The 22,304-nt window shown below is 70.9% G+C and carries 19 protein-coding genes and 3 pseudogenes; 8 read left to right on the top strand and 14 right to left on the bottom strand.

The genetic code is table 11. The annotated features are described in order from the left end of the window. Positions 1-42: 42 nt before the first annotated feature. On the bottom strand, positions 43-669 hold the full coding sequence (locus ACFZDA_RS03385; RefSeq protein ID WP_391074102.1) for a dihydrofolate reductase family protein: 627 nt from the start codon (positions 667-669) through the stop codon (positions 43-45). A 162-nt stretch (positions 670-831) separates the two neighbouring features. Between ACFZDA_RS03385 and ACFZDA_RS03380 the strand changes: the two genes are divergently transcribed. Beyond that, positions 832-1,596: an SDR family oxidoreductase gene (locus ACFZDA_RS03380; protein ID WP_391074100.1), complete on the top strand. Its 765-nt coding sequence runs from the start codon at positions 832-834 to the stop codon at positions 1,594-1,596. 347 nt (positions 1,597-1,943) lie between these two features. On the opposite strand, the gene alc is transcribed toward ACFZDA_RS03380, so the two are convergent. Beyond that, positions 1,944-3,059 carry an allantoicase gene (alc, locus tag ACFZDA_RS03375; protein WP_391074097.1) on the bottom strand — a complete coding sequence of 372 codons (1,116 nt, stop codon included), beginning with the start codon at positions 3,057-3,059 and terminating at the stop codon, positions 1,944-1,946. 37 nt (positions 3,060-3,096) lie between these two features. Then, positions 3,097-4,437, bottom strand: a complete 1,341-nt coding sequence (allB, locus tag ACFZDA_RS03370; RefSeq protein ID WP_391074094.1) for an allantoinase AllB — start codon at positions 4,435-4,437, stop codon at positions 3,097-3,099. 228 nt (positions 4,438-4,665) lie between these two features. Between allB and ACFZDA_RS03365 the strand changes: the two genes are divergently transcribed. Next, positions 4,666-5,463, top strand: coding sequence for an IclR family transcriptional regulator C-terminal domain-containing protein (locus ACFZDA_RS03365; RefSeq protein ID WP_391074091.1), 798 nt, complete (start codon positions 4,666-4,668; stop codon positions 5,461-5,463). Between the two features lie 634 nt (positions 5,464-6,097). On the opposite strand, the gene ACFZDA_RS03360 is transcribed toward ACFZDA_RS03365, so the two are convergent. After that, positions 6,098-6,364, bottom strand: coding sequence for a DUF5955 family protein (locus ACFZDA_RS03360; RefSeq protein WP_391074088.1), 267 nt, complete (start codon positions 6,362-6,364; stop codon positions 6,098-6,100). Between the two features lie 258 nt (positions 6,365-6,622). Between ACFZDA_RS03360 and ACFZDA_RS03355 the strand changes: the two genes are divergently transcribed. Beyond that, on the top strand, positions 6,623-7,237 hold the full coding sequence (locus ACFZDA_RS03355) for an NTP transferase domain-containing protein (RefSeq protein WP_391074085.1): 615 nt from the start codon (positions 6,623-6,625) through the stop codon (positions 7,235-7,237). 207 nt (positions 7,238-7,444) lie between these two features. Further along, positions 7,445-9,070 (top strand): malate synthase A, encoded by a 1,626-nt coding sequence (gene aceB / locus ACFZDA_RS03350; RefSeq protein WP_391074082.1) that lies wholly within the window; start codon positions 7,445-7,447, stop codon positions 9,068-9,070. A 4-nt stretch (positions 9,071-9,074) separates the two neighbouring features. Here the strand turns inward: aceB and ACFZDA_RS03345 are convergent, their stop codons facing one another. From ACFZDA_RS03345 to ACFZDA_RS03330, 4 genes and pseudogenes are all read right to left on the bottom strand, one after another. Continuing rightward, a complete protein-coding gene (locus ACFZDA_RS03345; RefSeq protein WP_391074079.1) occupies positions 9,075-9,368 on the bottom strand; it encodes a SelT/SelW/SelH family protein in 294 nt (97 codons plus the stop codon). Beyond that, positions 9,365-10,279, bottom strand: coding sequence for a HipA family kinase (locus tag ACFZDA_RS03340; protein ID WP_391074076.1), 915 nt, complete (start codon positions 10,277-10,279; stop codon positions 9,365-9,367). The genes ACFZDA_RS03345 and ACFZDA_RS03340 overlap by 4 nt, the downstream gene beginning before the upstream one ends. Before the next feature lie 76 nt (positions 10,280-10,355). Continuing rightward, positions 10,356-10,595, bottom strand: a pseudogene (locus tag ACFZDA_RS03335) (site-specific integrase); the annotation flags it as partial. 70 nt (positions 10,596-10,665) lie between these two features. Next, a complete protein-coding gene (locus ACFZDA_RS03330) occupies positions 10,666-11,700 on the bottom strand; it encodes a hypothetical protein (protein WP_391074073.1) in 1,035 nt (344 codons plus the stop codon). Between the two features lie 354 nt (positions 11,701-12,054). Between ACFZDA_RS03330 and ACFZDA_RS03325 the strand changes: the two genes are divergently transcribed. Beyond that, positions 12,055-13,191 (top strand): PQQ-dependent sugar dehydrogenase, encoded by a 1,137-nt coding sequence (locus tag ACFZDA_RS03325; RefSeq protein WP_391074070.1) that lies wholly within the window; start codon positions 12,055-12,057, stop codon positions 13,189-13,191. A gap of 158 nt (positions 13,192-13,349) precedes the next feature. Here the strand turns inward: ACFZDA_RS03325 and ACFZDA_RS03320 are convergent. Together ACFZDA_RS03320 and ACFZDA_RS03315 are read right to left on the bottom strand one after the other, a co-directional pair. After that, a pseudogene (locus tag ACFZDA_RS03320) lies at positions 13,350-13,691 on the bottom strand (hypothetical protein); the annotation flags it as partial. 100 nt (positions 13,692-13,791) lie between these two features. After that, a complete protein-coding gene (locus ACFZDA_RS03315; RefSeq protein ID WP_391074067.1) occupies positions 13,792-15,702 on the bottom strand; it encodes a DEDDh family exonuclease in 1,911 nt (636 codons plus the stop codon). 483 nt (positions 15,703-16,185) lie between these two features. On the opposite strand from ACFZDA_RS03315, the gene ACFZDA_RS03310 reads away from it, so the two are divergent. Then, positions 16,186-16,503, top strand: coding sequence for a DUF6221 family protein (locus ACFZDA_RS03310; protein WP_391074064.1), 318 nt, complete (start codon positions 16,186-16,188; stop codon positions 16,501-16,503). A 278-nt stretch (positions 16,504-16,781) separates the two neighbouring features. On the opposite strand, the gene ACFZDA_RS03305 is transcribed toward ACFZDA_RS03310, so the two are convergent. Next, positions 16,782-17,606, bottom strand: coding sequence for a hypothetical protein (locus tag ACFZDA_RS03305; protein WP_391074061.1), 825 nt, complete (start codon positions 17,604-17,606; stop codon positions 16,782-16,784). Between the two features lie 149 nt (positions 17,607-17,755). Here ACFZDA_RS03305 and ACFZDA_RS03300 point away from each other — a divergent pair. Then, positions 17,756-18,022, top strand: a pseudogene (locus ACFZDA_RS03300) (IS5/IS1182 family transposase); the annotation flags it as partial. Positions 18,023-18,103: 81 nt separating this feature from the next. Here ACFZDA_RS03300 and ACFZDA_RS03295 read toward each other — a convergent pair. Beyond that, positions 18,104-18,850 carry a phosphotransferase gene (locus tag ACFZDA_RS03295; protein WP_391074059.1) on the bottom strand — a complete coding sequence of 249 codons (747 nt, stop codon included), beginning with the start codon at positions 18,848-18,850 and terminating at the stop codon, positions 18,104-18,106. 20 nt (positions 18,851-18,870) lie between these two features. Between ACFZDA_RS03295 and ACFZDA_RS03290 the strand changes: the two genes are divergently transcribed. Next, on the top strand, positions 18,871-19,026 hold the full coding sequence (locus ACFZDA_RS03290) for a hypothetical protein (protein ID WP_391074056.1): 156 nt from the start codon (positions 18,871-18,873) through the stop codon (positions 19,024-19,026). Between the two features lie 737 nt (positions 19,027-19,763). Here ACFZDA_RS03290 and ACFZDA_RS03285 read toward each other — a convergent pair. Both ACFZDA_RS03285 and ACFZDA_RS03280 read right to left on the bottom strand, forming a co-directional pair. After that, entirely contained in the window at positions 19,764-20,414 is a 651-nt protein-coding gene (locus ACFZDA_RS03285; protein WP_391074053.1) for a hypothetical protein, read from the bottom strand. A 182-nt stretch (positions 20,415-20,596) separates the two neighbouring features. Next, a complete protein-coding gene (locus tag ACFZDA_RS03280; protein ID WP_391074050.1) occupies positions 20,597-22,249 on the bottom strand; it encodes a multicopper oxidase domain-containing protein in 1,653 nt (550 codons plus the stop codon). Positions 22,250-22,304 lie beyond the last annotated feature (55 nt).

Here is a 22,304-nt window from a genome sequence, read left to right as displayed (position 1 = left end):
CCATGAGTTGGGGGGAAGTTAACCTGCCCTTCGGCGTCGCGGCTACGCGTTCTCCGGCAGCGTGTACTCGCCGTACTGCGGGCGGCCCGCCACGTCGTACGTCCGGATCGAGACGCCCTTGCCGGTGACGCTCTCCCCGGCGTGCCGGAACGCGGTCGGTACGGCGCCCTCCGGGAACAGCCGGAACCCGGTGCCGAGCACGACCGGGAAGGTCAGCAGATGGAGCGAGTCGACGAGGCCGAGCGCCAGCAGGGATCCGACCAGGGCGCCGCTGCCGTGCACCTGGATCTCGCCGTCGGTGCGCTCCTTCAGAGCCGTGACCTCCTTGCCGAGGTCGCCGGTCAGCACGGTGGTACCCGCCCAGCCGGGGTCCGTGAGCGTGGAGGACGGGACGTACTTCGGCAGTGAGTTGAGTTTCGAGGCGACAGGATCTGCGGGGTCGGTCACCTTCGGCCAGAACGTGCTGAAGATGTCGTACGTCCGGCGCCCGAGCAGGAAGGCGCGCGGACGGGCGAAGACCTCGCCGATGAACCGGCCGAAGTCCTCGTCGGCGTACGGGAAGCTCCAGCCGCCGTGGGTGAAACCCCCGCGGGTGTCCTCGTGCGGGCCGCCGGGGGCCTGGTAGACGCCGTCGAGGGTGACGAAGAGGGTGGAGACGAGCTTGCCCATGGCGGGTGCCCTTCTTCTGGGACGGTCGGGGTCTGTTGCCATCGGTTCAGACCCCGTGCGCACCCGCAACTCATCGCTCGGCCGTACGGCTCCCTCCGGCGCGCCCACCTCGACGTCCGTTCACCGCCAGCACCGGGGCCGTCCCGGCGCTGGGATGGACACATGACTTCTCAAGGAAATTTCGCTACTTCTCAGGGCACTCTCGACGGCAAGGCGGCTCTCGTGACCGGCGCGAGCCGTGGCATCGGCGCGGCGACGGCCCTGCGGCTGGCCCGGGAGGGCGCGGACGTGGCGGTCGGCTATGTGAACGGCAAGGAGGCGGCCGAGGAGGTCGTACGGACCGTGGAGGCTCTGGGGCGCCGCGCGGTGGCGGTACGCGCGGACGCGGCCGACGCAGGCGAGGCGGCCGGGGCCGTGACCGCGGCGGCCGAGGCGCTGGGCGGCCTCGACGTCCTGGTGAACAACGCGGGCGTGGGGGTGCTCGGGCCGCTGGAGACGCTGTCGCTCGCGGACGTGGACCGGGGCCTCGCCGTCAACGTGCGCGGAGTCTTCCTGACGTCCCAGGCCGCCGCCGCGCGCATGCCCAACGGCGGGCGGATCATCACGATCGGCAGTTGCATGGCCCAGCGCGTGCCCGGGCCCGGCGGGACGCTCTACGCGACGAGCAAGGCGGCCCTGGCCGGTCTGACCAAGGCCCTGGCCAGGGAACTGGGCGCGCGCGGGATCACGGCGAACCTCGTCCACCCCGGGCCGATCGACACCGACATGAACCCGGCGGACGGGCCCTACGCGGCCGGCCAGGCGGCGATGACGGCGCTGGGGCGGTTCGGGACGGCGGAGGAGGTGGCGTCGATGGTGGCGTATCTGGCGGGGGCGACGTACGTCACCGGCGCGGAGTTCGCCGTGGACGGCGGGCACGCGGCGTGAGGCAGGGGGTGTGAGGTCAGGGGGCGCACCGGTGCTGTCAGGCAGGTGCGCCCCCTCGGGCGGGGCCCGGCTCAGCGGCACGTACGCCTCCTCGGGCAGGGCCCGGCTCAGCGGCACGTACGCCTCCCTCGGGCGGGCCGGCCCAGCGGCGGCACCCCCTGGGGCGCGGCCGGCCCGGCGGACAGGCACGCCCCTTCGACGGAGGGCTGACTCAGCGGGCAGGTGCAACTCCTGGGACGCGCCCCAGCAGGCGGGCACACCCCCGGAACACGACCGGCGCACCGGCCGTACACCCCCAGGGGCGCACCCGCCCAGCATGCAGGCACACCCCTGGGACGGGAGTCGGCTCAGCCGCCCAGTTCCTGATGGCGTGCCGCGAGGCGTCGTGCGCCGTCCTCCGTCAGGGAACCGAACAGCCGCAGCCGGGAGATGCCGCCGTCAGGGAAGATGTCCACGCGCGCGTGCGTCCCGAGGGCCGGGGCCGGGAGGACGAAGCGGTGATTGGTGTCGGGCTGGAGGCGCGTGCGCGGCAGGATCTCCCGCCACTCGCCGTCCTCCCCATCGCGCACGGACACCGAGGCCCAGCCGGCGCTGTTGCCCTTGAGGTACGCGGTGTCGATCTCTATGGAGCGGATCCGGGACTGGGCGGCCAGCCGGTAGCTGATCCAGTCGTGTCCCTGGTCGCGGCGGCGCCGGGTCTCCCAGCCGTCGTCCATCTTGCGGGAGCGGCCCGGCTGGATGGTGTTGGTGGCGGGCGAGTAGAACAGGTCGGAGGCGTCCTCGACCTGGCCGCCGTTCTCCAGGGCGACGACGTCGAAGGTGCCAAGCACCTCCAGCCACACGGGGTCGGGGACGACCTCGCCGTGGACGCGCAGACGGGCGATGCCGCCGTCGGGGTGCTGGTTGACCCGCAGGTGCGTGAAGCGCTGCTCGACGGCGACGGCGAAACCGTTCGCCGCGTGGCCGCCGACCGGGGTCCGCGGCACCAGGGTCGTCCACTTCACGTCGTCCCCGAGGAGCCCCTCGGGCGACGGGGAGCCCGGCACGCAGGTGCCCTCGACGGAGACGGCCTGCGGGTAGTTGCCGCGGAAGTGCGCGGTGTCGACGATGATCCCCCGGACCACGCCGGGGGCGCCGAGGCGGACCAGCGCCCAGTCGTGGTCCTCGGCGGTCGGCCACGGGTGCTCGCCCGACGCGCCCCGGCGCCGCCGCGTCTCCCAGCCGTCCATGATCTTGCCCTTGTGCCCGAAGTGCTCGGGATCGAACTCGGCGCGCCCGGGCACCAGCAGGTTCTCGCGCTGGGCGAAGAACTCGTCGTTGGCGGCGATGACACCGGCACCGAGGCGCCGGTCGGCGAGGTCGGCGTACTGGGTGAAGGGGAAGTCGGCGGTGCGGTAGTCCGCGTACGGGTCGCCGCCTCCGTAGGGGTTCGCGTCGCCGGTGAAGCTGGGAATCGCCGTCACGATGATCAGATCTGCCTTTCGGGGTCCGGGTCGGGATTCAGTCGGTCCGGGTGAGGAGCCGCCCCTTCGGTTCGGTGAACTCGCCGTCCGCGACGATGCGCTGCCCGCGCAGCCAGGTGGACTTCACGACGCCGTACAGGGTCTTGCCGGCGTAGGCCGTGACGCGGTTGCGGTGCTGCAGGGAGGCCGGGTCGACGGTGAAGGTCTCGTCGGGGGCGAGGACGGCGAAGTCGGCGTCGCGGCCGGGCGCGATGGCGCCCTTGCGGTGGTCGAGCCCTACGAGTTGGGACGTCCGCGCGGACATCCAGCGGACCACGTCCTCCAGGCCGTGCCCGCGCCCGCGCGCCTCGGTCCACACCGCCGCCAGGCTCAGCTGGAGTCCGGAGATCCCGCCCCAGGCGGTCGCGAAGTCGTCGGTCTTCAGGTCGGCGGTGGACGGGGAGTGGTCGGTGACGACGCAGTCGATGGTGCCGTCGGCCAGCGCCTGCCAGAGCAGGTCCTGGTTGGCGGCCTCGCGGATCGGCGGGCAGCACTTGAACTCGCTGGCGCCGTCGGGGACTTCCTCGGCGGTGAGGGTCAGGTAGTGGGGGCAGGTCTCCACGGTGATGCGGACGCCCTCCGCCCGCGCCTCGGCGATCATCGGCAGGGCGTCGCTGGAGGACAGGTGCAGGACGTGCACGCGCGCGTTCAGCGCCTTGGCCTCGCGGATGAGCCGGGCGATGGCGGTGTCCTCGGCGTCCCGGGGGCGGGAGGCGAGGAAGTCGGCGTACCGGGGGCCGGGCCGCTGGGGAGCCGAGGCGAGGCGGTGGGGGTCCTCGGCGTGCACGATGAGGAGGCCGTCGAAGGCGGCGATCTCGGCCATGGCGCGGGCGAGCGGCTGTCGTTCGAGGTGCGGGAACTCGTCGACGCCGGACGGCGACAGGAACGCCTTGAAGCCGAAGACGCCGGCCTCGTGCAGCGGGCGCAGGTCCTTGACGTTGCCGGGCAGGGCGCCGCCCCAGAAGCCGACGTCGATGTGCGCCTTGTCGGCGGCGACCTGCTGCTTGGTCCGCAGGTGCGCGACGGTCGTGGTCGGCGGCAGGGAGTTGAGGGGCATGTCGACGAGGGTCGTGATGCCGCCGGCCGCGGCGGCGCGGGTGGCGGTCCAGAAGCCCTCCCACTCAGTGCGGCCGGGGTCGTTGACGTGCACGTGGGTGTCGACCAGGCCGGGCAGCAGGACATGGTCGCCCAGGTCCTCCAGGCGGGCGGTCTCCGGTACGGGTGCGTCGTACGGGAGGACGGCCGTGATCGTGCCGGCGGCGACCGCGACCGATGCGGCGCGGGTTCCCTCGGGAGTGATGACACGCGTCGAGCGAAGCACCAGTTCAGCGTCGGACACCCGGACCCCTTACTTCCACTTCAACTTTCTGTTGAAGGAGTCTTCACTCCCTCTCCCACCTCGTCAAGGGCACACTGGACTCGTGCGCCCGCCACGCGGCCACTCATGGACGTTTCCACAAAGCGGAATTACACTTCCAGCACGCAGAACGTAGCTACGTACAAGCGGGGAGTCAACCGACTGCCGGGTAGGCTTCAGCTCTTCCGCCAGTCCCGAAAGGAACGCGCCGTGCCGACGTCCAGCGCCAGCACCACCGACTCCGCCCGGTCCTCCGCCAACGGCGGGGTCCAGTCCCTGGAGCGCGCCTTCGACCTGCTCGAACGGATGGCGGACGCGGGCGGCGAGGTCGGCCTGAGCGAACTGTCCGCGAGCAGCGGACTGCCCCTGCCGACGATCCACCGTCTGATGCGCACGCTGGTGGCCTGCGGATACGTACGGCAGCAGACCAATCGCCGGTACGCGCTCGGCCCACGCCTGATCCGCCTCGGCGAGTCCGCCTCCCGGCTGCTGGGCACCTGGGCGCGGCCCTATCTCGCCCGGCTGGTCGAGGAGACCGGCGAGACGGCGAACATGGCGCTGCTGGACGGGGACGAGATCGTCTACGTGGCACAGGTGCCGTCGAAGCACTCGATGCGGATGTTCACGGAGGTCGGCCGGCGCGTGCTGCCGCACTCCACGGGCGTGGGCAAGGCCCTGCTCGCCGGTTTCCCGCCGGAGGAGGTGCGCGCCCTGCTGAACCGTACGGGCATGCCCGCCGCGACGGAGAAGACCATCACGACGCCCGACGGGTTCCTCGCGGCGCTGGAGGAGGTACGCCGCCAGGGCTACGCGATCGACGACAACGAGCAGGAGATCGGCGTCCGCTGCCTGGCGGTCTCGGTGCCCGACTCCCCCACGGCCGCGGCCATCTCCATCTCCGGCCCGGCGGGCCGGGTCACGGAAGCGGCGACGGAGAAGATCGTGCCGGTGCTCCAGCAGGTCGCCGGCGAACTCTCCGGGGCCCTGGCCACCCAGAGCCCCGCGTAGCGGCCTGACGCGCCTGCCCGGACGGTTTCCGAGGCCCGTTACGAGGCCGACGGCGCCGGCGCGGGCTCCTGGGGGCCCGAGCGGGCCACCGGCGGCACTCCGCGCAGCGCCTCACGACACGGCCAGGCGGACGCCCGCCGCGCACGCCCGCCACCGGACCGTGCGGACGCCGCCGCGCACGCCCGCCGGACCGTGCGGACACCGGCGCCCGCGCTGGCGCCGGCGCCGTCGGCCTCCGCGACACACGACGGCACAGCCACCGCACACCGCAATCGCCACGCGGCCCGACCGTGCGAACGAAGGATCACCGCGCGACACGGCAAGTCGGACGCCGGAGCACCCCGCGACACGGCAAGGCCGACGCCGGAGCACCCCCACCAACAGGCCCTCCGCGGCGCCTCGCACCTACACGGCCACCACCGCACGCGGCGATCGGCGACGGGGCGGCGGAGCGATCGAGGACCGGCTGCGCGGTGCCGTCCCCGCCGGCCCTCGCACACCGGGGCCGTCCGGGCGCCGTGCCCCCGCCGACCCTTCGCGCCCTGTCGGCGCGGTGGCGCGGGCTGCGCATGCCAGGCCCGCCCGACGGACGCGCCCCACCGGCCATCCGGAGAGCGAAACGCCCGGCCCCGCCCTACCCCTGCCCCCGCACCGGTCCTCCGAAGAGGTCGACCGCGTGGCGGACCTCCGTCAGTTCCGGGGAGAGCGCGCTCACCGAGCCGATCGCGCCGGCGATCAGCAGGAGGGAGCGGCGCAGCCGTGGTACCTCGGGAGTGCCGTCGGCCGCCATCGCGTCCAGCGCGGCCAGTTCCTCCTCGGCTATGGTCCGGTCGGCGAACTCGCCGGGATGCGCGGCGAGCCGGCGGCGCAGCCGGGCGACGGCGGAGCGCAGCTCCGTCACGCGCGGATCCTCGCCGCCGCTGGTCACAGGCCCCTGCCGCCTCTGCTCAACGCTCCGCAACACAGTCCTCCCCCCTCGCACTGGGTCGTGCGCGTGCCCTTCCGACGCGAAGTCCCCCACACCGGGCGCCGGTCGGCCGCCCGGCCGGTCGGTGCGGGCGACAGTAAACGACGCGGGCCACCAGGCGCCAGTCCATTGCGTCATCGACTTGTTTCGCTGCGTGACTTCTCGGCCGACGTCGTGCGGTATGCAGGGTTCATGACGACAGGGAAGACGGGAAACAGGACGGGTGCGGTTGCGGGGGTCCTGCTGGCCGCCGGGGGCGGGCGGCGGCTCGGCGGGCATCCCAAGGCACTGCTCACCCACCGGGGACGCCCCCTCGTGGAGCACGCGGTGCGGGTGTTGCGCGAGGGCGGCTGCGAGCGGATCCACGTCGTGGTGGGCGCACAGGCGGACGAGGTCCGGGCCCGGGCCGTACTGCCGGGGTGCGTGCTGATCGGCAACCCCGACTGGGAACAGGGCATGGGGACGTCCCTGCGGGCCGGGCTGGACTCGCTCGCCGGTACGGGCGCGACGGCCGCCCTGGTCTCGCTCGTCGACCAGCCCGGCATCGGCCCGGAGGCGGTGGCCCGGGTGCTCACGGCGTACGAGGACGAGGGGTCACTGGTGTCGGCCGCGTACGACGGGGTGCGCGGCCATCCCGTGCTGTTCGGCGCGGCCCACTGGGCCGGCATCGCGGCGACTGCGACCGGGGACCAGGGGGCACGCGCCTATCTGAAGGAGCACGAGCCGGGGATCACGCTCGTCGAGTGCGGGGACGTGGCCCGGCCTTTCGACATCGACACGGCGGCCGATCTGGCCCACCTTGAGTGAGCGGCTTGGCACGGAGCGCCACCTTTCCTCGACCCGGAGAGTCTCGACATCAACAGACGATTGAACTTCCACCATGAGGAAACTAGTATCCACTGTTCAGAAGCGCTCGAGGCCCCCGCGGGCGCTGCGCGCCGTATCCGGGAAGACTGGCACCCGGTGCCGAACCGCCGGCTCGTCTTCACAGCTCGCTGAAGGAAGTGACCGTTCATGTCCGCACCAGCGCCGTCCCCGCTGGCCATCGTCGACGCCGAACCCCTGCCCCGGCAGGAGGAGGTCCTCACCGAAGCGGCGCTCGCCTTCGTGGCCGAGCTGCACCGGCGGTTCACGCCCCGGCGTGACGAACTCCTCGCCCGCCGCGCCGAGCGCCGTGCCGAGATCGCCCGCACCTCCACCCTCGACTTCCTCCCGGAGACCGCCGCGATCCGCGCCGACGACTCCTGGAAGGTCGCCCCGTCCCCCGACGCCCTGAACGACCGGCGGGTCGAGATCACCGGCCCCACCGACCGCAAGATGACCATCAACGCCCTCAACTCGGGCGCGAAGGTGTGGCTCGCGGACTTCGAGGACGCCTCCGCGCCGACCTGGGAGAACGTGGTCCTGGGCCAGCTCAACCTGATCGACGCCTACACGCGGAACATCGACTTCACGGACCCGACGTCGGGCAAGTCGTACGCCCTGAAGGCGAACCAGGAACTCGCCACCGTCGTCATGCGACCGCGCGGCTGGCACCTGAACGAGCGTCACCTCGTCGACGCGGACGGCACCCCGGTGCCCGGTGCCCTCGTCGACTTCGGCCTGTACTTCTTCCACAACGCCAAGCGCCTGCTGGGCCTGGGCAAGGGCCCGTACTTCTACCTGCCCAAGACGGAGTCGCACCTGGAGGCCCGCCTCTGGAACGAGATCTTCGTCTTCGCGCAGGACTACCTCGGCATCCCTCAGGGCACCGTGCGCGCGACCGTGCTGATCGAGACGATCACGGCCGCGTACGAGATGGAGGAGATCCTCTACGAACTGCGTGACCACGCCTCCGGGCTGAACGCGGGCCGCTGGGACTACCTGTTCTCCATCGTCAAGAACTTCCGGGACGGCGGCGCCAAGTTCGTCCTGCCGGACCGCAACGCGGTGACGATGACGGCCCCGTTCATGCGCGCGTACACCGAACTCCTCGTCCGCACCTGCCACAAGCGCGGCGCCCACGCGATCGGCGGCATGGCGGCGTTCATCCCCTCCCGCCGGGACGCGGAGGTCAACAAGGTCGCCTTCGAGAAGGTCCGCGCCGACAAGGACCGCGAGGCGAACGACGGTTTCGACGGCTCCTGGGTCGCCCACCCCGACCTCGTCCCGATCGCCATGGAGTCCTTCGACAAGGTCCTCGGCGACAAGCCCAACCAGAAGGACCGGCTGCGCGAGGACGTCGACGTCAAGGCATCCGACCTGATCGCGATCGACTCGCTGGACGCCAAGCCGACGTACGCGGGCCTGGTGAACGCCGTGCAGGTCGGCATCCGCTACATCGAGGCCTGGCTGCGCGGCCTCGGCGCGGTCGCGATCTTCAACCTGATGGAGGACGCCGCCACCGCCGAGATCTCCCGCTCCCAGATCTGGCAGTGGATCAACGCGGGCGTCGTCCTCGACAACGGCGAGCAGGTCACCGCCGACCTGGCCCGCAAGGTCGCCGCCGAGGAACTGGCGAACATCAAGGCCGAGATCGGCGAGGAGGCCTTCGCGGCCGGCAACTGGCAGCAGGCGCACGACCTGCTGCTGACGGTCTCCCTCGACGAGGACTACGCCGACTTCCTGACGCTGCCGGCGTACGAGCAGCTCAAGGGCTGACCACTCAGTCCGCGGACGGCTCGGCGGACGGCTTGTCCGAGTGGCCCAGGGGCTTGCCCGGGGCCACTCGGTCGCGTACGGCCCGCTTCACGGCCGTCGGCTCGGGGAAGCCCTGCTCGCGACGGTCCCAGACGACTTCGTCGCCGACGCGTACGACGAACACCCCGCCCGTGCCGGGCTTCAGCGCCAGCTCCGTCACCTCGGACTCGAAGGTCGTGAGCAGCTCCTGCGCCAGCCAGGCCGCGCGGGGCAGCCAGCGGCACTGGGTGCAGTACTCGATCTCGACACGGCCACTCATCCGAGGTGCACCGCCCCATCCTGTTCGACCGCGGGCTTGCCGTGCAGGTCGGGGACCTGACGGAGCCACGCGGGGCGTCCTTGCAGGTTACGCGCCGCCCGGCGGGCCTCCTCGGCGGCGAGCTCCTCCCGGCCGGGGAAGTCGGTGGGCAGCCAGGCCCCGGAGGCCCCCGCGCGCGCGTGGAGGTACGTCACGTACGCCTCGCGTGCCTCCTGCGGTCCGGCGAAGCCGGGCTCGTTTGCGAGCCAGGCGTCCGGGACCTCCGCGAGGATCCCGCGCAGCAACTCCTCGGTCACCCGGCCGGCGAGTTCCGCGTCGGCGGCCCGGACGTCGGGCCCGTAGTGGCCGAGGGCGTGGTGCCGGAAGTCGTAGGCCTTGGCGGGGTCGGCACCGTCCCAGCGGTGGTGGAAGACGAGGGCGGCACCGTGGTCGATCAGCCACAGGCGCGGGGGCGCGACACCCAGCGTGGGCCAGACCATCAGGTTGGAGCTGTGCACCGTGCGGTCGACGTTCACGGTCAGGGCGTCGAGCCAGACGATCCTCCCCGCCTCCAGGGGATCGACGGGGAAGACCCGCGCGATCTCCGGCGTGAAGTCCCGGGCGCCCGGCAGGTAGTCCATGCCGAGGTTCACGCCCGCGCTGGCCGCGTGCAGGTCCCGCACCTCCTGGTGCGGCTCGTTCCGCGCGATCACCGGGTCGAAGCGCACCAGCACCAGCTCGGGGAAGCGCAGCCCGAGGGCCCGCGCCAGTTCCCCCACGATCACCTCGGCGACCAGTGCCTTACGGCCCTGCGCGGAGCCGGTGAACTTCACGACGTACGTGCCCAGGTCGTCGGCCTCGACGACGCCGGGGACGGAGCCGCCGGAGCGCAGGGGCTCGATGTAGCGGGTTGCGGTGACCTCTCTCAGCATCTTCCAAGGCCCCACAGCTTGACTGCCTTACATTTCACGGCCAGCTCCAACGCGGTGCAATCCGGGAAAGCCCCGTTCAACCCTGGGGAGCATCTGGGGAGTTTCGGCTGGCATCCAGTCCGTCAATGGCGGTGCGCCCCTTGCTTCCGGCCTCCGGCATGAAGTGAGCATAGTAACCAAGCGTGACAGCCGGGGACGAGTGCCCGAGCCATCATGCCAGCGTCACCACGGACTCCCCCGCCTCCAGCATGATCGAGGCGTAGGTGTACCGCAGCACATGGAAGCCGTCCTTCGGCGCCGCCTCCCACTGCCCGAACGACGCTGCGGGGAGTTGCTGGCACGTGCAGCCCGCCGTCGCTACGAACACGATCGCCGCCAGCACCGCATCACCCCCAGTCCTCCTCCTCGCCGCCGCGCATGTGACGCCACTGCTGGACGACCTCCCGCGCACGGCGTGCCAGCTCGGCGTAGTGCGCCGGGCATTCCCACAGTTCGCGGGCCGAGAGCTCGACGGGCACCGGAGTGTCCGGGTGGTCCTCGGGCGCGTACAGATGCACCACCGCCTCATACCGGGAGTCCACGTGCGTGGTCGCGGACCAGGGGTGCTGGGGGTGCTCACACGAGGCGTCCGGGCCGATGGTGTCCAGGGCCGCGACCAGAACGCGGGCGTAGGAGGGGGGCAGGCCCTCGTAGGTCTGGGCGATGCCCATCCACAGGGACAGGAACAGGCCGATCCGTTCCTCGTCACGCACCTGCCCGGCCAGCCAGCGGCGGGCGGACCACAGCGCGACGGGGCCGGTGTTGTTCTCCCAGGAACGCCGGATCGCCTCCTGCAGGGCGACGATGTCGATCCCGCCGTCGTCCCGGAGGAACCGCGCGTCGAGGTGGGAGACGTCCACACTGCCGAAGAGCTCCTCGTGGGCCTCGCGCATGCGGTCGGCGGCCCCGTCGGCGAGGCCGGCGAGGAACGCCTCGCAGTCGAACACCGCCAGCTCCTCGCCCTCCAGCCCGTACTCCTCAGCGAACACGGCACGGCCGGCCTCGGACAGCATGCTCACCCCGGCCTCGACGCCGTACTCATCGTCCACGTCCGTGGGGTGGGCTCCGGCCGGGCAGGTGCAGGACGCCGGGTCGAGCGTGGCCCGCAGCCCTTCCAGGGCTTGCGTGTACGACGCGAAGAGGGACTTGCTGAAGACGCGTGCGGCGACGTACCAGCACGTGGTGTGGAGCAGGATCGTGTACCCGGTCCGTTCCCGGCGCCCCTGCGGGGTGCCGATGCGGTCGAGCGCGTCCGCCGCGTCGTCGGCTAGCAGGCCGAGAGTCGCCGCCGGGCTCCCGTAGGGGTAGTCGCTGACGATCCCGCAGAGGTCGGAGATCAGTTCTTTGTGGTCATCGGGCAGGGTGGGGGTCACTTCAGTCACGTCGGTAATCGACGACGCATCGGGCCGGCCGGTTCCCGCGGCGCAGGTCAGGGACTCGGCCGACATCGTTGGACCATCGAACGGACCATGTCCTGGCTCGCCGTCGGCCGCCGCCTCCATCGCCGCTACGGGGAACGGGGAGGCGGAGGGCGCGACGGAAAGCGGAGCGGCGGTAAATGGGTGGCGGAGTGTGGTCTATTTCAACAACCCCTGTCCGGGTAGCCTCACCTGTGGCCAGTAGCGCACCAAACCCCCCACCCCCCAGGTTTGCGTGCGGGTGTGGACGACACCCACCTATCTCTGCCCCTAGCAGCCGGGTGATCTCCCCCGTTCGCCGCCTCCAGGAGGATCACGGTGAAAGTTCGCACCAGAAGCTCGGCGCTCATCGGCACCCTCTGCCTCGTCGCTTCCCTCGCTTTGACCACGGCGTCTGCCGGCGAGTTCAACGCCCCACGTCAGGCAGCGAAGGTCGTGCTCAAGAAAGTGGCCACGGCCCAGAATCCAACCGCCGGCGCCGCCGGTCCGGGTGGCACGGTCTGGATAGCCGAACGCGCAGGCAAGGTAAGGGTTTTGGACGATGAGGGGCTCGGCGAGCCCGTCCTCGACATATCCGGCGAGACCACCGCCGACGGCGAACGCGGCCTGCTGGGCGTCGCGTTCGACAAGGAGTTCGCGCACTTCTACATCTCGTTCACGAACCGCGAAGGCACCAGCACCGTGGACGAGTTCGCCGTGCGGGACGGCAAGATCCAGCCGGACACCCGGCGCACCGTCCTCACCCAGACACAGCCCTACGCCAACCACAACGGCGGCGACATCGCGTTCGGCCCCGACGGATACCTCTACATCGCGCTCGGCGACGGCGGCTCGGGCGGCGACCCGCACGGCAACGGGCAGAACCTCGACACGCTGCTCGGCAAACTACTGCGGATCGACCCGAGCGGCGGCAAGCCGTACGCGATCCCGCCGGGCAACCCGTTCGTGGACGACCCGAACGCGAAGGACGAGATCTGGGCGTACGGGTTGCGCAATCCGTGGCGGTTCTCCTTCGACGCAGGCACGGGCGACCTGCTGATCGGGGACGTCGGCCAGAGCGCCTGGGAGGAGATCGACTGGGCCCCGGCAACCAGCAAGGGCGGCGAGAACTACGGCTGGTCCCAGATGGAGGGCAACCATCCCTTCCGGGGCGGCACGGAGCCCGCGAACCACGTGCCGCCGATCCACGAGTACGACCGCAACGGGCTGGGCTGCTCGGTGACCGGCGGATACGTATACCGAGGCGAGGCGATCCCGGACCTCAAGGGCCAGTACGTGTTCAGCGACTACTGCGACGGCACCGTTCGTGCTCTGCAGATGGAGAACGGCAAGGTGACCGGCGTGAGCAACCTCGGAGTCGACGGCGGCCGGGTCGCCTCGTTCGTACAGGGAGGCAATGGCGAACTGTACGTGCTCGATCTGCGTGGCAGCGTCTCCCGCATCGACCCGGCGTAACATGCAAAAAGGCCCAGGTCGCTGACCTGGGCCTTGATCATGGAGCGGGTGACGAGAATCGAACTCGCGCTCTCAGCTTGGGAAGCGACGGCGCTTTGGTGGCCGAATGGCCGCTGACCTGCGGATTCGCCGTGTCGGTACCGTTGCGCGGGCCCGTCGTCGCGGTCGCCGTCGGCCTGCTCCAGCGCTTGGTGCAGGCGGCGGATGAGGCGCCGGCCGCTTGGCGCGCTTCTGTGGCTTCATGGCCTCTGCCCGGCGGATCAGGGTGACGGCCCGGTCGAGGGCGCGCTCGCGGATGATCCGTTCGGCGTCCGCGTCCCGGTCCGCGATCCCCAGGCGGGCCGGCAGGCGTTCGCGTGCCTGCCGGACCAGGACGGCGGTCAGGCTGCGGGAGGCGGAGTGCGGGCTGCGGTTGCGCAGTTCGATGCCCATGGCCAGGTGCCACAGCATCGCCGCCAGGACCGGGCCGACGAGGCACGCACGGTTCCACCGACGGCCCCGAGCATGCCAGTGCCCAAGCCTGGATCCACGCCCTCACCTCGTCGCCGGGCCTGAACCAGATCCAGGAGAGGCACGGACCTTCGTCTCCGGCACCGGCGTTCAGTCAGCGATGTCGACGCCGTATCTGCGTGCGAGGGCGTCGAGACCGTGGTCGTAGCCCTGGCCGACGGCTCGAAGGCGCCACATCGGACCTCTGCGGTAGACCTCCGCGAGCAGCATGGTGCGTTCGGTGGTGGCGGCGTCCAGGGTTGCCCGAGCGAGCGGTGCCCCGCTACTACCGGGGGCGGCACCGATCTGGATCGCACCGACCGTCCCGAAGGTGGCGGTGCCGTCGATGGCCGCGGCGACGACGACCTTGCGCGTCGCGGGCGGCAGGGAGGCCAGGTTGAGGGCGATGGTCTGTTCGGCAGGGCCGCCGGTCAGCAGTCGCACGGTTCCGGCGGGGCTCTCGGGAGCGCCGTAGAAGATGAAGTCCTCGTCGAAGGTGACCTGTTCGTCCTCGTCGAGGAGGAAGGCGACGACGTCGATCTCGTAGCCGGACTGCGGGGCCCAGCCGGCGGTGACGTACCACTCCGGCGCGGGGCTGCCGTGCGGCATGGGCAGGTCGATGACACCGCCTCTCGGCATCACGTGCGGCTCCTGAGTCCGGAGGGCCGACGCGACCGGGGCGGTGGCGGCCGGAGCGGTGAGCCAGTGGAGGTCGTGCACGGGGAGTTCGAGGGCGGTGATGCGGCTCATGCGCCGGTCGCCCAGCCCTCCCTCCAGGAGTACGACGTCGGTGACGCTGGCGGACAGGTTGACCGCCGCGGACCCGCCCAGCTCGACGATGCGGGTACGGGCCGCCGCGGCATCGGCATGGGCACCGCCGAGCACCAGCACGCGACGCCCGGCCAGAGGCGTGACCAAGGTGCCGATGGAGGGCGCTGGTCGACGCGGAGCGGGTACCCCCACACCGGGCGCGGCCGTGGGGAGGGCTACGGTCTCCGGGACGGGTACGGCAGAGGTCGTGGTGGGCGCCAACTCCACAGGGCCGACGACGGGTTCTGTTTCCGGCTCGGCCGCCGGGGTGGCAGCGACGGCTTTCGCCTCATGCGCTGTGCCCGGTCGTACGTCGGCCAGCAGTCGCAGGAAGGTGTGCTCGTCGATGACCGGAACGCCTTCGGCGAGTGCGCGTCGGGCCTTTGCCGAACCGGACGCCGGTTCATTGGTGACCAGTACGCTGGTGTGCCGGCTCACGGAGGTCATCATGTTCAGCCCGGCGGCGACCGCCCGCCCCACCAGCTCCGCCCGGGCATGGGCGGTCTCACCGGTGATCGCGACCTTCATCCCCTGCTGGAGGGGTTCGCCGGGAGTCAGCCGTCCCGGATTGCGGTAGGCGCAGGGAGTCTTTGGCGGCTTCGGTGTGAACTGCGACTCTGCCCGGGGCGGGCAGGTCACGAGCGGCAGGGGCAGATCGAGCCGCGCTGCCTCGCGCAGTGACGCCCGCAGGATCCCGGCCAGGACACGAGTGTCGTCCAGCGCATCGTGAGCACGCTGCTGGGGGACGCCGTAATGGGCGGCGAGGGTGCCGAGCTTCATGTCGTCCGTCGGCGGATCCACCTGGCGATTCAGAGCCAGAGTGCACAGCCGCTGCGACACCGGCAGCCACATCCGCGCACGGGCGAACTCGTAGGCCAGGAAGTCGTAGTCGAACTGGGCGTTGTGGGCGACCAGCACCCGGTCCTGAAGCATCGCCCCGATCCGCCCCGCGACCTGGTCGAACGTCGGCGCACCCTGCAGTCGCTCAACGGTCAGCCCGTGCACCTCCACCGGTCCCGGATCACACCCCGGATCGAGCAGTGTCGAGAACTCCCCGGTCTGCTCGCCGTCGGGGCCGATCGTGATCACCGCGACGGACAGCACGCGATCTCGCCGGGCCATGAGACCCGACGTCTCCACATCGACCAAGGCCCAGTCGTGTGCGTAGTCGCCCATGTCGGGCACATCGAAGGAGGTGGAGACGAGACTCATGGCGGCAAGGATGATCTGATATCCAGCGCTCCTTCAACCTGTATGTCGATTTGCCATTGTTTGGGACGCTGCGACGAGGCGGTCCTGCGACGTCAAACGCTGAACCGGCGGGTGTCGTCACTCTGCTTGGAACGTCTCGCTTGCAGAAACGCCGGAGAGTCATCGCTCTGCGGTCGCGCCTCTTGGCGTGCGCGAGTGCCTGAGACTCGCCTTCGAGGAGCGCGCTGAGGCTGTCCATCAGACCGGTGCCCGCCAGGAAGTGGGCGAGTGGTGCTACCGACGCAGCCGCCCCTGGTGTGGCAGGACCACCGTGGGCGAGTGAATTGCGCACGGATCGCAGGCGATTGAGGGCGCGCGACCAGCGGTCATCGAGCTCCTCGTACCAGGTGCGCATGCCCTCGCCTCCTGCGACTGCGAAGCCGACGGCGTCGCGGGCGGGATCTGAGCGACACACCGCAATCGGCATGGGAGATCATGCAGGGTATGACTGCCGAACTGATCACCTGGCTGCGCGAGCAGGTCGACGCCGACGAAGTGGCAGCCGCAGACCAGCCACCCATGTCATGGCTTCCCGAAGGGCTGTCCCCCGACAACCCGCTTGCCGCGCTCTACTCACCGGCCCGCACCATCGCCATGCGCCGCGACTTGCTCGCCGCCTGGCGCGACCCGGAACACACCGCTACCCAGGACCACGACCGCCACAGCATCGATTGGTCGCTGCGGGTCCTCGCAGCAACCGCCTACTCCGATCGCCCGGGATACCGCGAAGAGTGGGCCCCTGCCGACGACGAGCCGGCCTGACACCGTCGACTCCGCCAAGCTGAGCATCCAGCGGCATGCGGCTGCTGGCAGACGCGACAGACGAAGCCGCGGAGCTCCTTCCCGTCCCGGCGATCCGCGCGCTGGCCGATCTCGCCAGGACGTGTGCAGACGCGGACGCGCGGTACTTGGTCCGCATACACGACCGCATCGGGCTGTGCACGACGGTGCACCGGGACGAGCCGGGTGTACCTGCTCACGCCGCCATGGCCCTCGGCACCGCCCGCCCGCGCGTGGCGGTCGGCCTCGCGCGGCAGGCGTTACGGGACGCCGAAGCCTCCCTCCTGGACGTGAGGCCCGGCGGACTCCTGGAGTGCGAACGCCTGGTCATCGACGCCGTGCGTGCCCTGGCCCACAGCGGTGACGCAGATGCTGCGGAAGACCTGATGCTGCGTGCCCGGCGCATCCTGGAACCGTTCGGGGATTTCGCGGCTCTGACGGACCAGGGGTGGTTTGCGATCGCGCTCGCCCAGGCCGGCAAGGGCCGCCTGGTCAAGGCGTGGGACGCGACCGTACGCGTGTGGGAGTGCAGGGAAGAGCTGCGGCCGTTCGGCCCGCTGCCCCGCCACGCGTTCGCCGCGCCCGTCGTGGACGTCCCGGAAGCTGTCCTGGGCGCGGAGGAACTGCTCTCGGCGATCCGGGCAACGGCCGACGCTCATCCATGGCTGGCGGCCGAGGGACTGGCCGCACTCGCCGACCGTCTCGCGGTACACGCCCCGGACCAGGCGATGGCCCTGGTGGCGGAGGCCGAGCAGGTGGCCGCCCAAGCCGAGCGCGACAAGTCCTGGCGGAGCAGGGACCTGTGTCTCGGTGAGCTCGTGATCGGGCTCACTGCCACCGGCGACAGTGCCGACGCCGAGCAGCTTCTCGGCGCCGTCGAAAGCCGCCTGGTCCGCACGCTGGCGGCATCCACTGTGGGTGCGGCACACACCGCCGACGACCCCGCACGCGCTACGGATCTCCTGAGAGCTGCCGTCAGCGGCACGCCGGACCCCGCCGAGTCCAGCCGGTTCATCTACGTGATAGCGGAGGCCCTCGCCACGATCGGGGATACCGAAGAAGCGCGAGCGCTTCTGGAACGCCATCCCCTGGACCAGAACGCCTGGGTGGGCAGCCTCCTCCTGGACGGTCAGGCGATGTCCGCAGTCGTCGGCCTCGTGTGCCGGTCCGATGGGCCTGGGGCCCTGGCGCTGGCCCACAAGGTGGAGAAGCAACTCCTCGGTCTCGGCTCGCAGGGCGCGCCGTTCCTGGCACGCCGGTCGACCGGGGCCGAGCCGGCTCGAAGCACCATCAGATCACCCCGCGCCTCGCCCGGCGCGGCACCGGGCACGGCTCCGGTCTGGGGGTGCACCGCTGGGTCGTGGAAGGAGCGATCGCGCTGCTGCACTGGTTCCGCCGCCTGCGCATCCGCTGGGAGATCCGCGACGACATCCACCACGCGTTCGTCACCCTCGGCTGCGCCGTCATCTGCCGGCGACGACTGCGCACCGCACTTTGTTGAGAGTAAGGGCAGGCGATCGCCCAGGGGATGGCCTGCTCGATGCGTCACAACGCATTCCGTAGCAGTCAGGTCCGCACGGCCTCACATCCGGGATCTCAGCACGTCGACCTCACAGCCTGGCGCGAAGGGGTCGAAGCCGTGCTCGATCAGCGAGCGAACTATCAGCAGGCTTCGCAGTGACCACCACGCGTGGATCACGTCGAGGTCGACGTCGGTGCCGTAGCCGGCGATGACGTCGTCGAGGTGCTCCTCGTGTCCGAGCGTGAAGGTGGCGAGGTCGTACACGGCATCACCCTGGCCCGCCTCGGACCAGTCGATGATGCCCGTGACCTCGTCGCCGTCGACGAAGACGTGCGCGATCTGCAGGTCGCCGTGCGTGAACGCCGGAGTCCACGGCCGGAGCGCGGCCTCGGCGACCTGGCGGTTGCGGGTGACCAGGTCCGCGGGCAGGACGCCGTTCGTCACGAGCCACTCGCACTCGTCGTCGAGTTCCGCCACCAGCGAGACGATGCTCCGGCCGGCCCGGCCGGGCCGGGGTGGCAGCGGCGCCTCGTGCAACTTCCGGATGGCGGCGCCCGCCGCGGCCCATGCCGTCGGCGACCCGGTCGACGGCCCGCCGAGGCGTCCAAGCGTCGTCCCTGGGAGTGCGGCGGTCGCGAGCACGGGCGGCTTGCGCCACAGGACCTGCGGGGTTGGGACCGGCGCGAGGGACATCGCCTCGACCTCGACGTCGATGCGCGCCTGATCGGCGTCCACCTTCAAAAACACATCGCCGACGCGCAGGGTCGCGCGCTCGGAATGGGCGACGACGACTTTGACTCCATCCATGGGCGACCAGTATCCCGGGGGTGATCGCCGATGTCGCCGGGTTTATCGCATGCGATGACGCGGCTGACCGCGTCCCGCTACCCGGCGGCCTCGTGCCCGCAACCGACCTCTCAGCAGGTCAAGCCCACCACCTCGGCGTCACCCTCGACCCCGACGACTTCACCCTCGCCGCCTGATGCCCCACGACCCCGAACCCGACGAAGACGACCTCGACGCCATCGCACCGCCCCAGCCGGTGTTCCACGTCGAGCAGGCCCTCCAAATCGCCGAAGCCGAGAGGGAAGGCTGGCTCGTTTGTCACCCCCGGGTACACATCGGCATGCATGAGCCCGTGCGTTGGCAGGGGTGGGGCGCGAACGATGCCGAGCCGTCTCTCCTAAACCGATTTGGCAGGGCGTCAGACCGGCCGCGCACCATCCAGGCGAGGCCCCCGAAGTCCCACCGCCCGCTGGGACTTCGACGAGCCCGGCGGCACGGTCGTCCGCGTCGTCACCGCCAAGGGCCCCGGCAAGCCGGCCCCCGCCCAGGGCCTCGCCATCGACGCGTGGATCGCCCCCCACGCCTACGGGCACGGCATCGACGGCAAGCCCCAGGCCGGATCGTCTTCCAACTCGGCTTCGCACCGACCTGATCGAGGTCGAGGGAGCCCAGGACCAGCCGGCCGCCAGGGGTCGGTGGACTCACGTCGCCGCCAGGTACGACCCGGCCGCACACCAGCTGCGGCTCCACCGCGACGGCCGCATCGTCGGCACCGCCACCCAGCGGGAGCACGCCGAGAGGGTCGCCGCGCTCGTCGAGCGCCCGGACGCGGCGTTCGCCGGTCTCGGGTCATGGCGGTGGCGACGGCACATCCGGCACCTGTTCGGCATGACGGCGGGCAGCGGAGCGGCCTGTGTCCGATGCGGCGGGCGGGTCATCCGCCCATCCCGTCCTCGCCTGTTCGGTGGCGGGGACGCACGCCGGCCCCGCCGGTGGGTGCGCTGCTTGCGGCCCCCCAGTGGAGCAGCGCGAAGCCCAGGGCGAAGCCGAGCATCGTCCATACGCCGCGTGGCCAGAAGATATGGCTGTCGAGGAAGGACCAGCCGGCCGCGAGGAGCACCAACGTGCCGGGAAGTATTCGGGCGCCGTGCTTCGGGAGCAGCGCGACCGCCGTGGCCGCGATGGCGCCGATGAGGGCGTAGGCGCCGGCCTGCCCGAGCGCCTCGCCCGTCTCGTAGAGCGGGCGCTTGACCGGCCCGAGGCTCGCTGTCTCGCCGGCGTGCTCGACAGCGGTTCCGGCAGCGATGCCGGCGACCGCGTCGAGGCCGGTGTAGAAGGCCGCGTAGACGAAGGTGCCCACCCAGGCCACGACGGTGGCGAAGCCCGCGAGGCCGAGTCGGGGCCGCTGCCGCAAAGGGACCAGGAGACCGACCGTGAGCAGCGGAAAGACCGGCAGCAGTGCGATGTGCAGCTGTGTCCAGTCCGAGGCTGTCGACCGGGACAGCCCGTGCGGATGCGCGATGCCCGCCGCAGCCAGCAGGAGAGGGGCGGCAGTGACGAGGGCGATGCTTCGGATGGTCAACACGTCTGCGAGCGTAGGCCCGCGATGGCATCCGATACGGCCGCGTAAGGCTTCCGTAAGACTCATTGCCTCCGCGTCCGCGCCGCCCTGCCAAGAGCCCAACGGCACTCGCTGGATTCGTCGCCCGCCGCCAGAGTCCCTGGGGAGAGTCTGACGCGACCGCTGTTCCAGATCGGCACACCGTCTCAGCGACCAGCCGTTCCATTCGACGGTCCGGAGCTGCCCCCCTCGTGTGTGTGCTGTGCACTGCCGGCCGGTTGTCCGGGCTTCGCGCCCTCCTCAACCACGACGAACTGCCCCATCATGCCCTGGTCCTCGTGGGAGAGGAGATGGCAGTGGTACATGTACGGGGTGTTCGGGTCGGCCGGGCCGTCGAAGCGCATCGCGAGCTTCATCGTCGTACCGTTCGGCAGGAAAACCGTGTCTTTGCGGCCCCGCAGCTGCGGCGGCGGCGTCCTTCCGTTCACCTCCAGTACGCGGAACTGCACGTCGTGTACGTGGAAGTTGTGCGGCATGCCGTTGTTGTTGCGGACGGTCCAGGTCTCGGTGACGCCCCGGGTGATCGTCTCGTCCACCCGGTCCATGGCCATCTTCCGTCCGTTGATCCCGGACTTCTTCAGTTCGAAGAAGCGGGCGCGTGTGGCGTCCGAACCGTCAGGCACCTCCAGCGCCCCCAGCCGCTTCGGTAGCGCGGGCGAGGGGCGTAGCGTCGCCGCGGCCCGGAGCTGCAGGATGTCGAAGGAGTCGTCGCCCCCGCCGAAGCGGGTGTTCCAGGCGTCCCCGTAGTCCTGCGGAAAACTGCGGAGGGTGGTGCGCTCGCCGGGTCGTACTCGTACGACGATCTCGGCGCGCTCTCCCGGCGACAACTGCAGACGGTCGGTCTGCACGGGGCGTTCGAGGAGTCCGCCGTCGGTCGCTATCTGCGCATAACGCCGGTTGTCGTCGAAGCCGAAGGAGTACACCCGGGCCGTCGAGGCGTTGAGCAGCCGCAGCCGCACCAGTTCGTCACGGACCTCCCGGTAGGGGTCGAGGGTGCCGTTGACCATGGTGCGGTCGCCGAGGAATCCGACGCTCTGCATCAGGCCGTGCTGGTAGTCGAACTGAGCGCCATCGAACTTCACGTCCTGGACGATGACGGGCAGGTCGTCAACGCCGTACCTCTTCGGCAGCGGAAGGGAGGAGGACTTCTTGTCGTCGACGAGGAACATCCCGGCGAGGCCGCGCTGCACGTGCCTTTCCGTCCGGCCGTGTGGATGCGGGTGGTACCAGAGGGTGGCGGCGGGCTGGTCGATGGTCCAGTGCGGGCTCCATACGCCGCCCGGGTCGACCATCTGGTGCGGGCCGCCGTCCATCCGCGCGGGCAGGTGCATGCCGTGCCAGTGCACGGTCGACGGCTCGTCGAGTGAGTTGCGCACCCTCACCTCCACCTTGTCACCACGCTCGGCACGCAGGGTCGGGCCGAGGTAGGCGCCGTTGAAGCCCCAGGTCCTGGTGGGCTTGCCCGGCCTGAACTCCCTTTCACCGGCTCTCATGTCGAGGTCGAAGACCTTGGTGCCGTTCGCCTTGACCCGAGTGGGTTCGGCGAGCGAGGGGATGACGAGCTCGTTGGTGAAGGAGCCCTTTCCGACCGTGCTGACGTCGGCACCGGTCCACAGCCACGCGAACCCCCCGCCGACGAGGGCAATCACCACGGTCACCACCGTGCCGAGGGCGACCAGGACCCGCTTGAGGGTGCGACTCCCCTTGGATCGTCCCGCCCAGCGCCCGGTTGCCCCTGCCTCACCCTGCCCGGTCGCGACGATCGCGTTCGTGCTCCTCAGTGCATTCGTCTTCCTCATGCCTCGACGATCCCGGGCCAGAGGCAGCTGGGGATCCGGGAACCGCCCTGAACCG

Source organism: Streptomyces sp. NPDC007991 (genome assembly GCF_042958445.1).
Lineage (GTDB): Bacteria > Actinomycetota > Actinomycetes > Streptomycetales > Streptomycetaceae > Streptomyces.
This window is presented reverse-complemented; position numbering and strand designations above follow the sequence as displayed.

Excerpts from the sequence above, each read along its gene's own strand:
- ACFZDA_RS03385 (WP_391074102.1), bottom strand. The coding sequence starts at position 669 with ATGGGCAAGCTCGTCTCCACCCTCTTCGTCACCCTCGACGGCGTCTAC.
- ACFZDA_RS03345 (WP_391074079.1), bottom strand. The coding sequence starts at position 9,368 with ATGAGTGGCCGTGTCGAGATCGAGTACTGCACCCAGTGCCGCTGGCTG.
- ACFZDA_RS03315 (WP_391074067.1), bottom strand. The coding sequence starts at position 15,702 with ATGAGTCTCGTCTCCACCTCCTTCGATGTGCCCGACATGGGCGACTAC.
- ACFZDA_RS03295 (WP_391074059.1), bottom strand. The coding sequence starts at position 18,850 with ATGGATGGAGTCAAAGTCGTCGTCGCCCATTCCGAGCGCGCGACCCTG.
- aceB (WP_391074082.1), top strand. The coding sequence starts at position 7,445 with ATGTCCGCACCAGCGCCGTCCCCGCTGGCCATCGTCGACGCCGAACCC.
- ACFZDA_RS03340 (WP_391074076.1), bottom strand. The coding sequence starts at position 10,279 with ATGCTGAGAGAGGTCACCGCAACCCGCTACATCGAGCCCCTGCGCTCC.
- ACFZDA_RS03310 (WP_391074064.1), top strand. The coding sequence starts at position 16,186 with ATGACTGCCGAACTGATCACCTGGCTGCGCGAGCAGGTCGACGCCGAC.
- ACFZDA_RS03280 (WP_391074050.1), bottom strand. The coding sequence starts at position 22,249 with ATGAGGAAGACGAATGCACTGAGGAGCACGAACGCGATCGTCGCGACC.
- ACFZDA_RS03305 (WP_391074061.1), bottom strand. The coding sequence starts at position 17,606 with ATGGCGTTCCAGAAGCGCTCGCGCTTCTTCGGTATCCCCGATCGTGGC.
- ACFZDA_RS03355 (WP_391074085.1), top strand. The coding sequence starts at position 6,623 with ATGACGACAGGGAAGACGGGAAACAGGACGGGTGCGGTTGCGGGGGTC.
- ACFZDA_RS03380 (WP_391074100.1), top strand. The coding sequence starts at position 832 with ATGACTTCTCAAGGAAATTTCGCTACTTCTCAGGGCACTCTCGACGGC.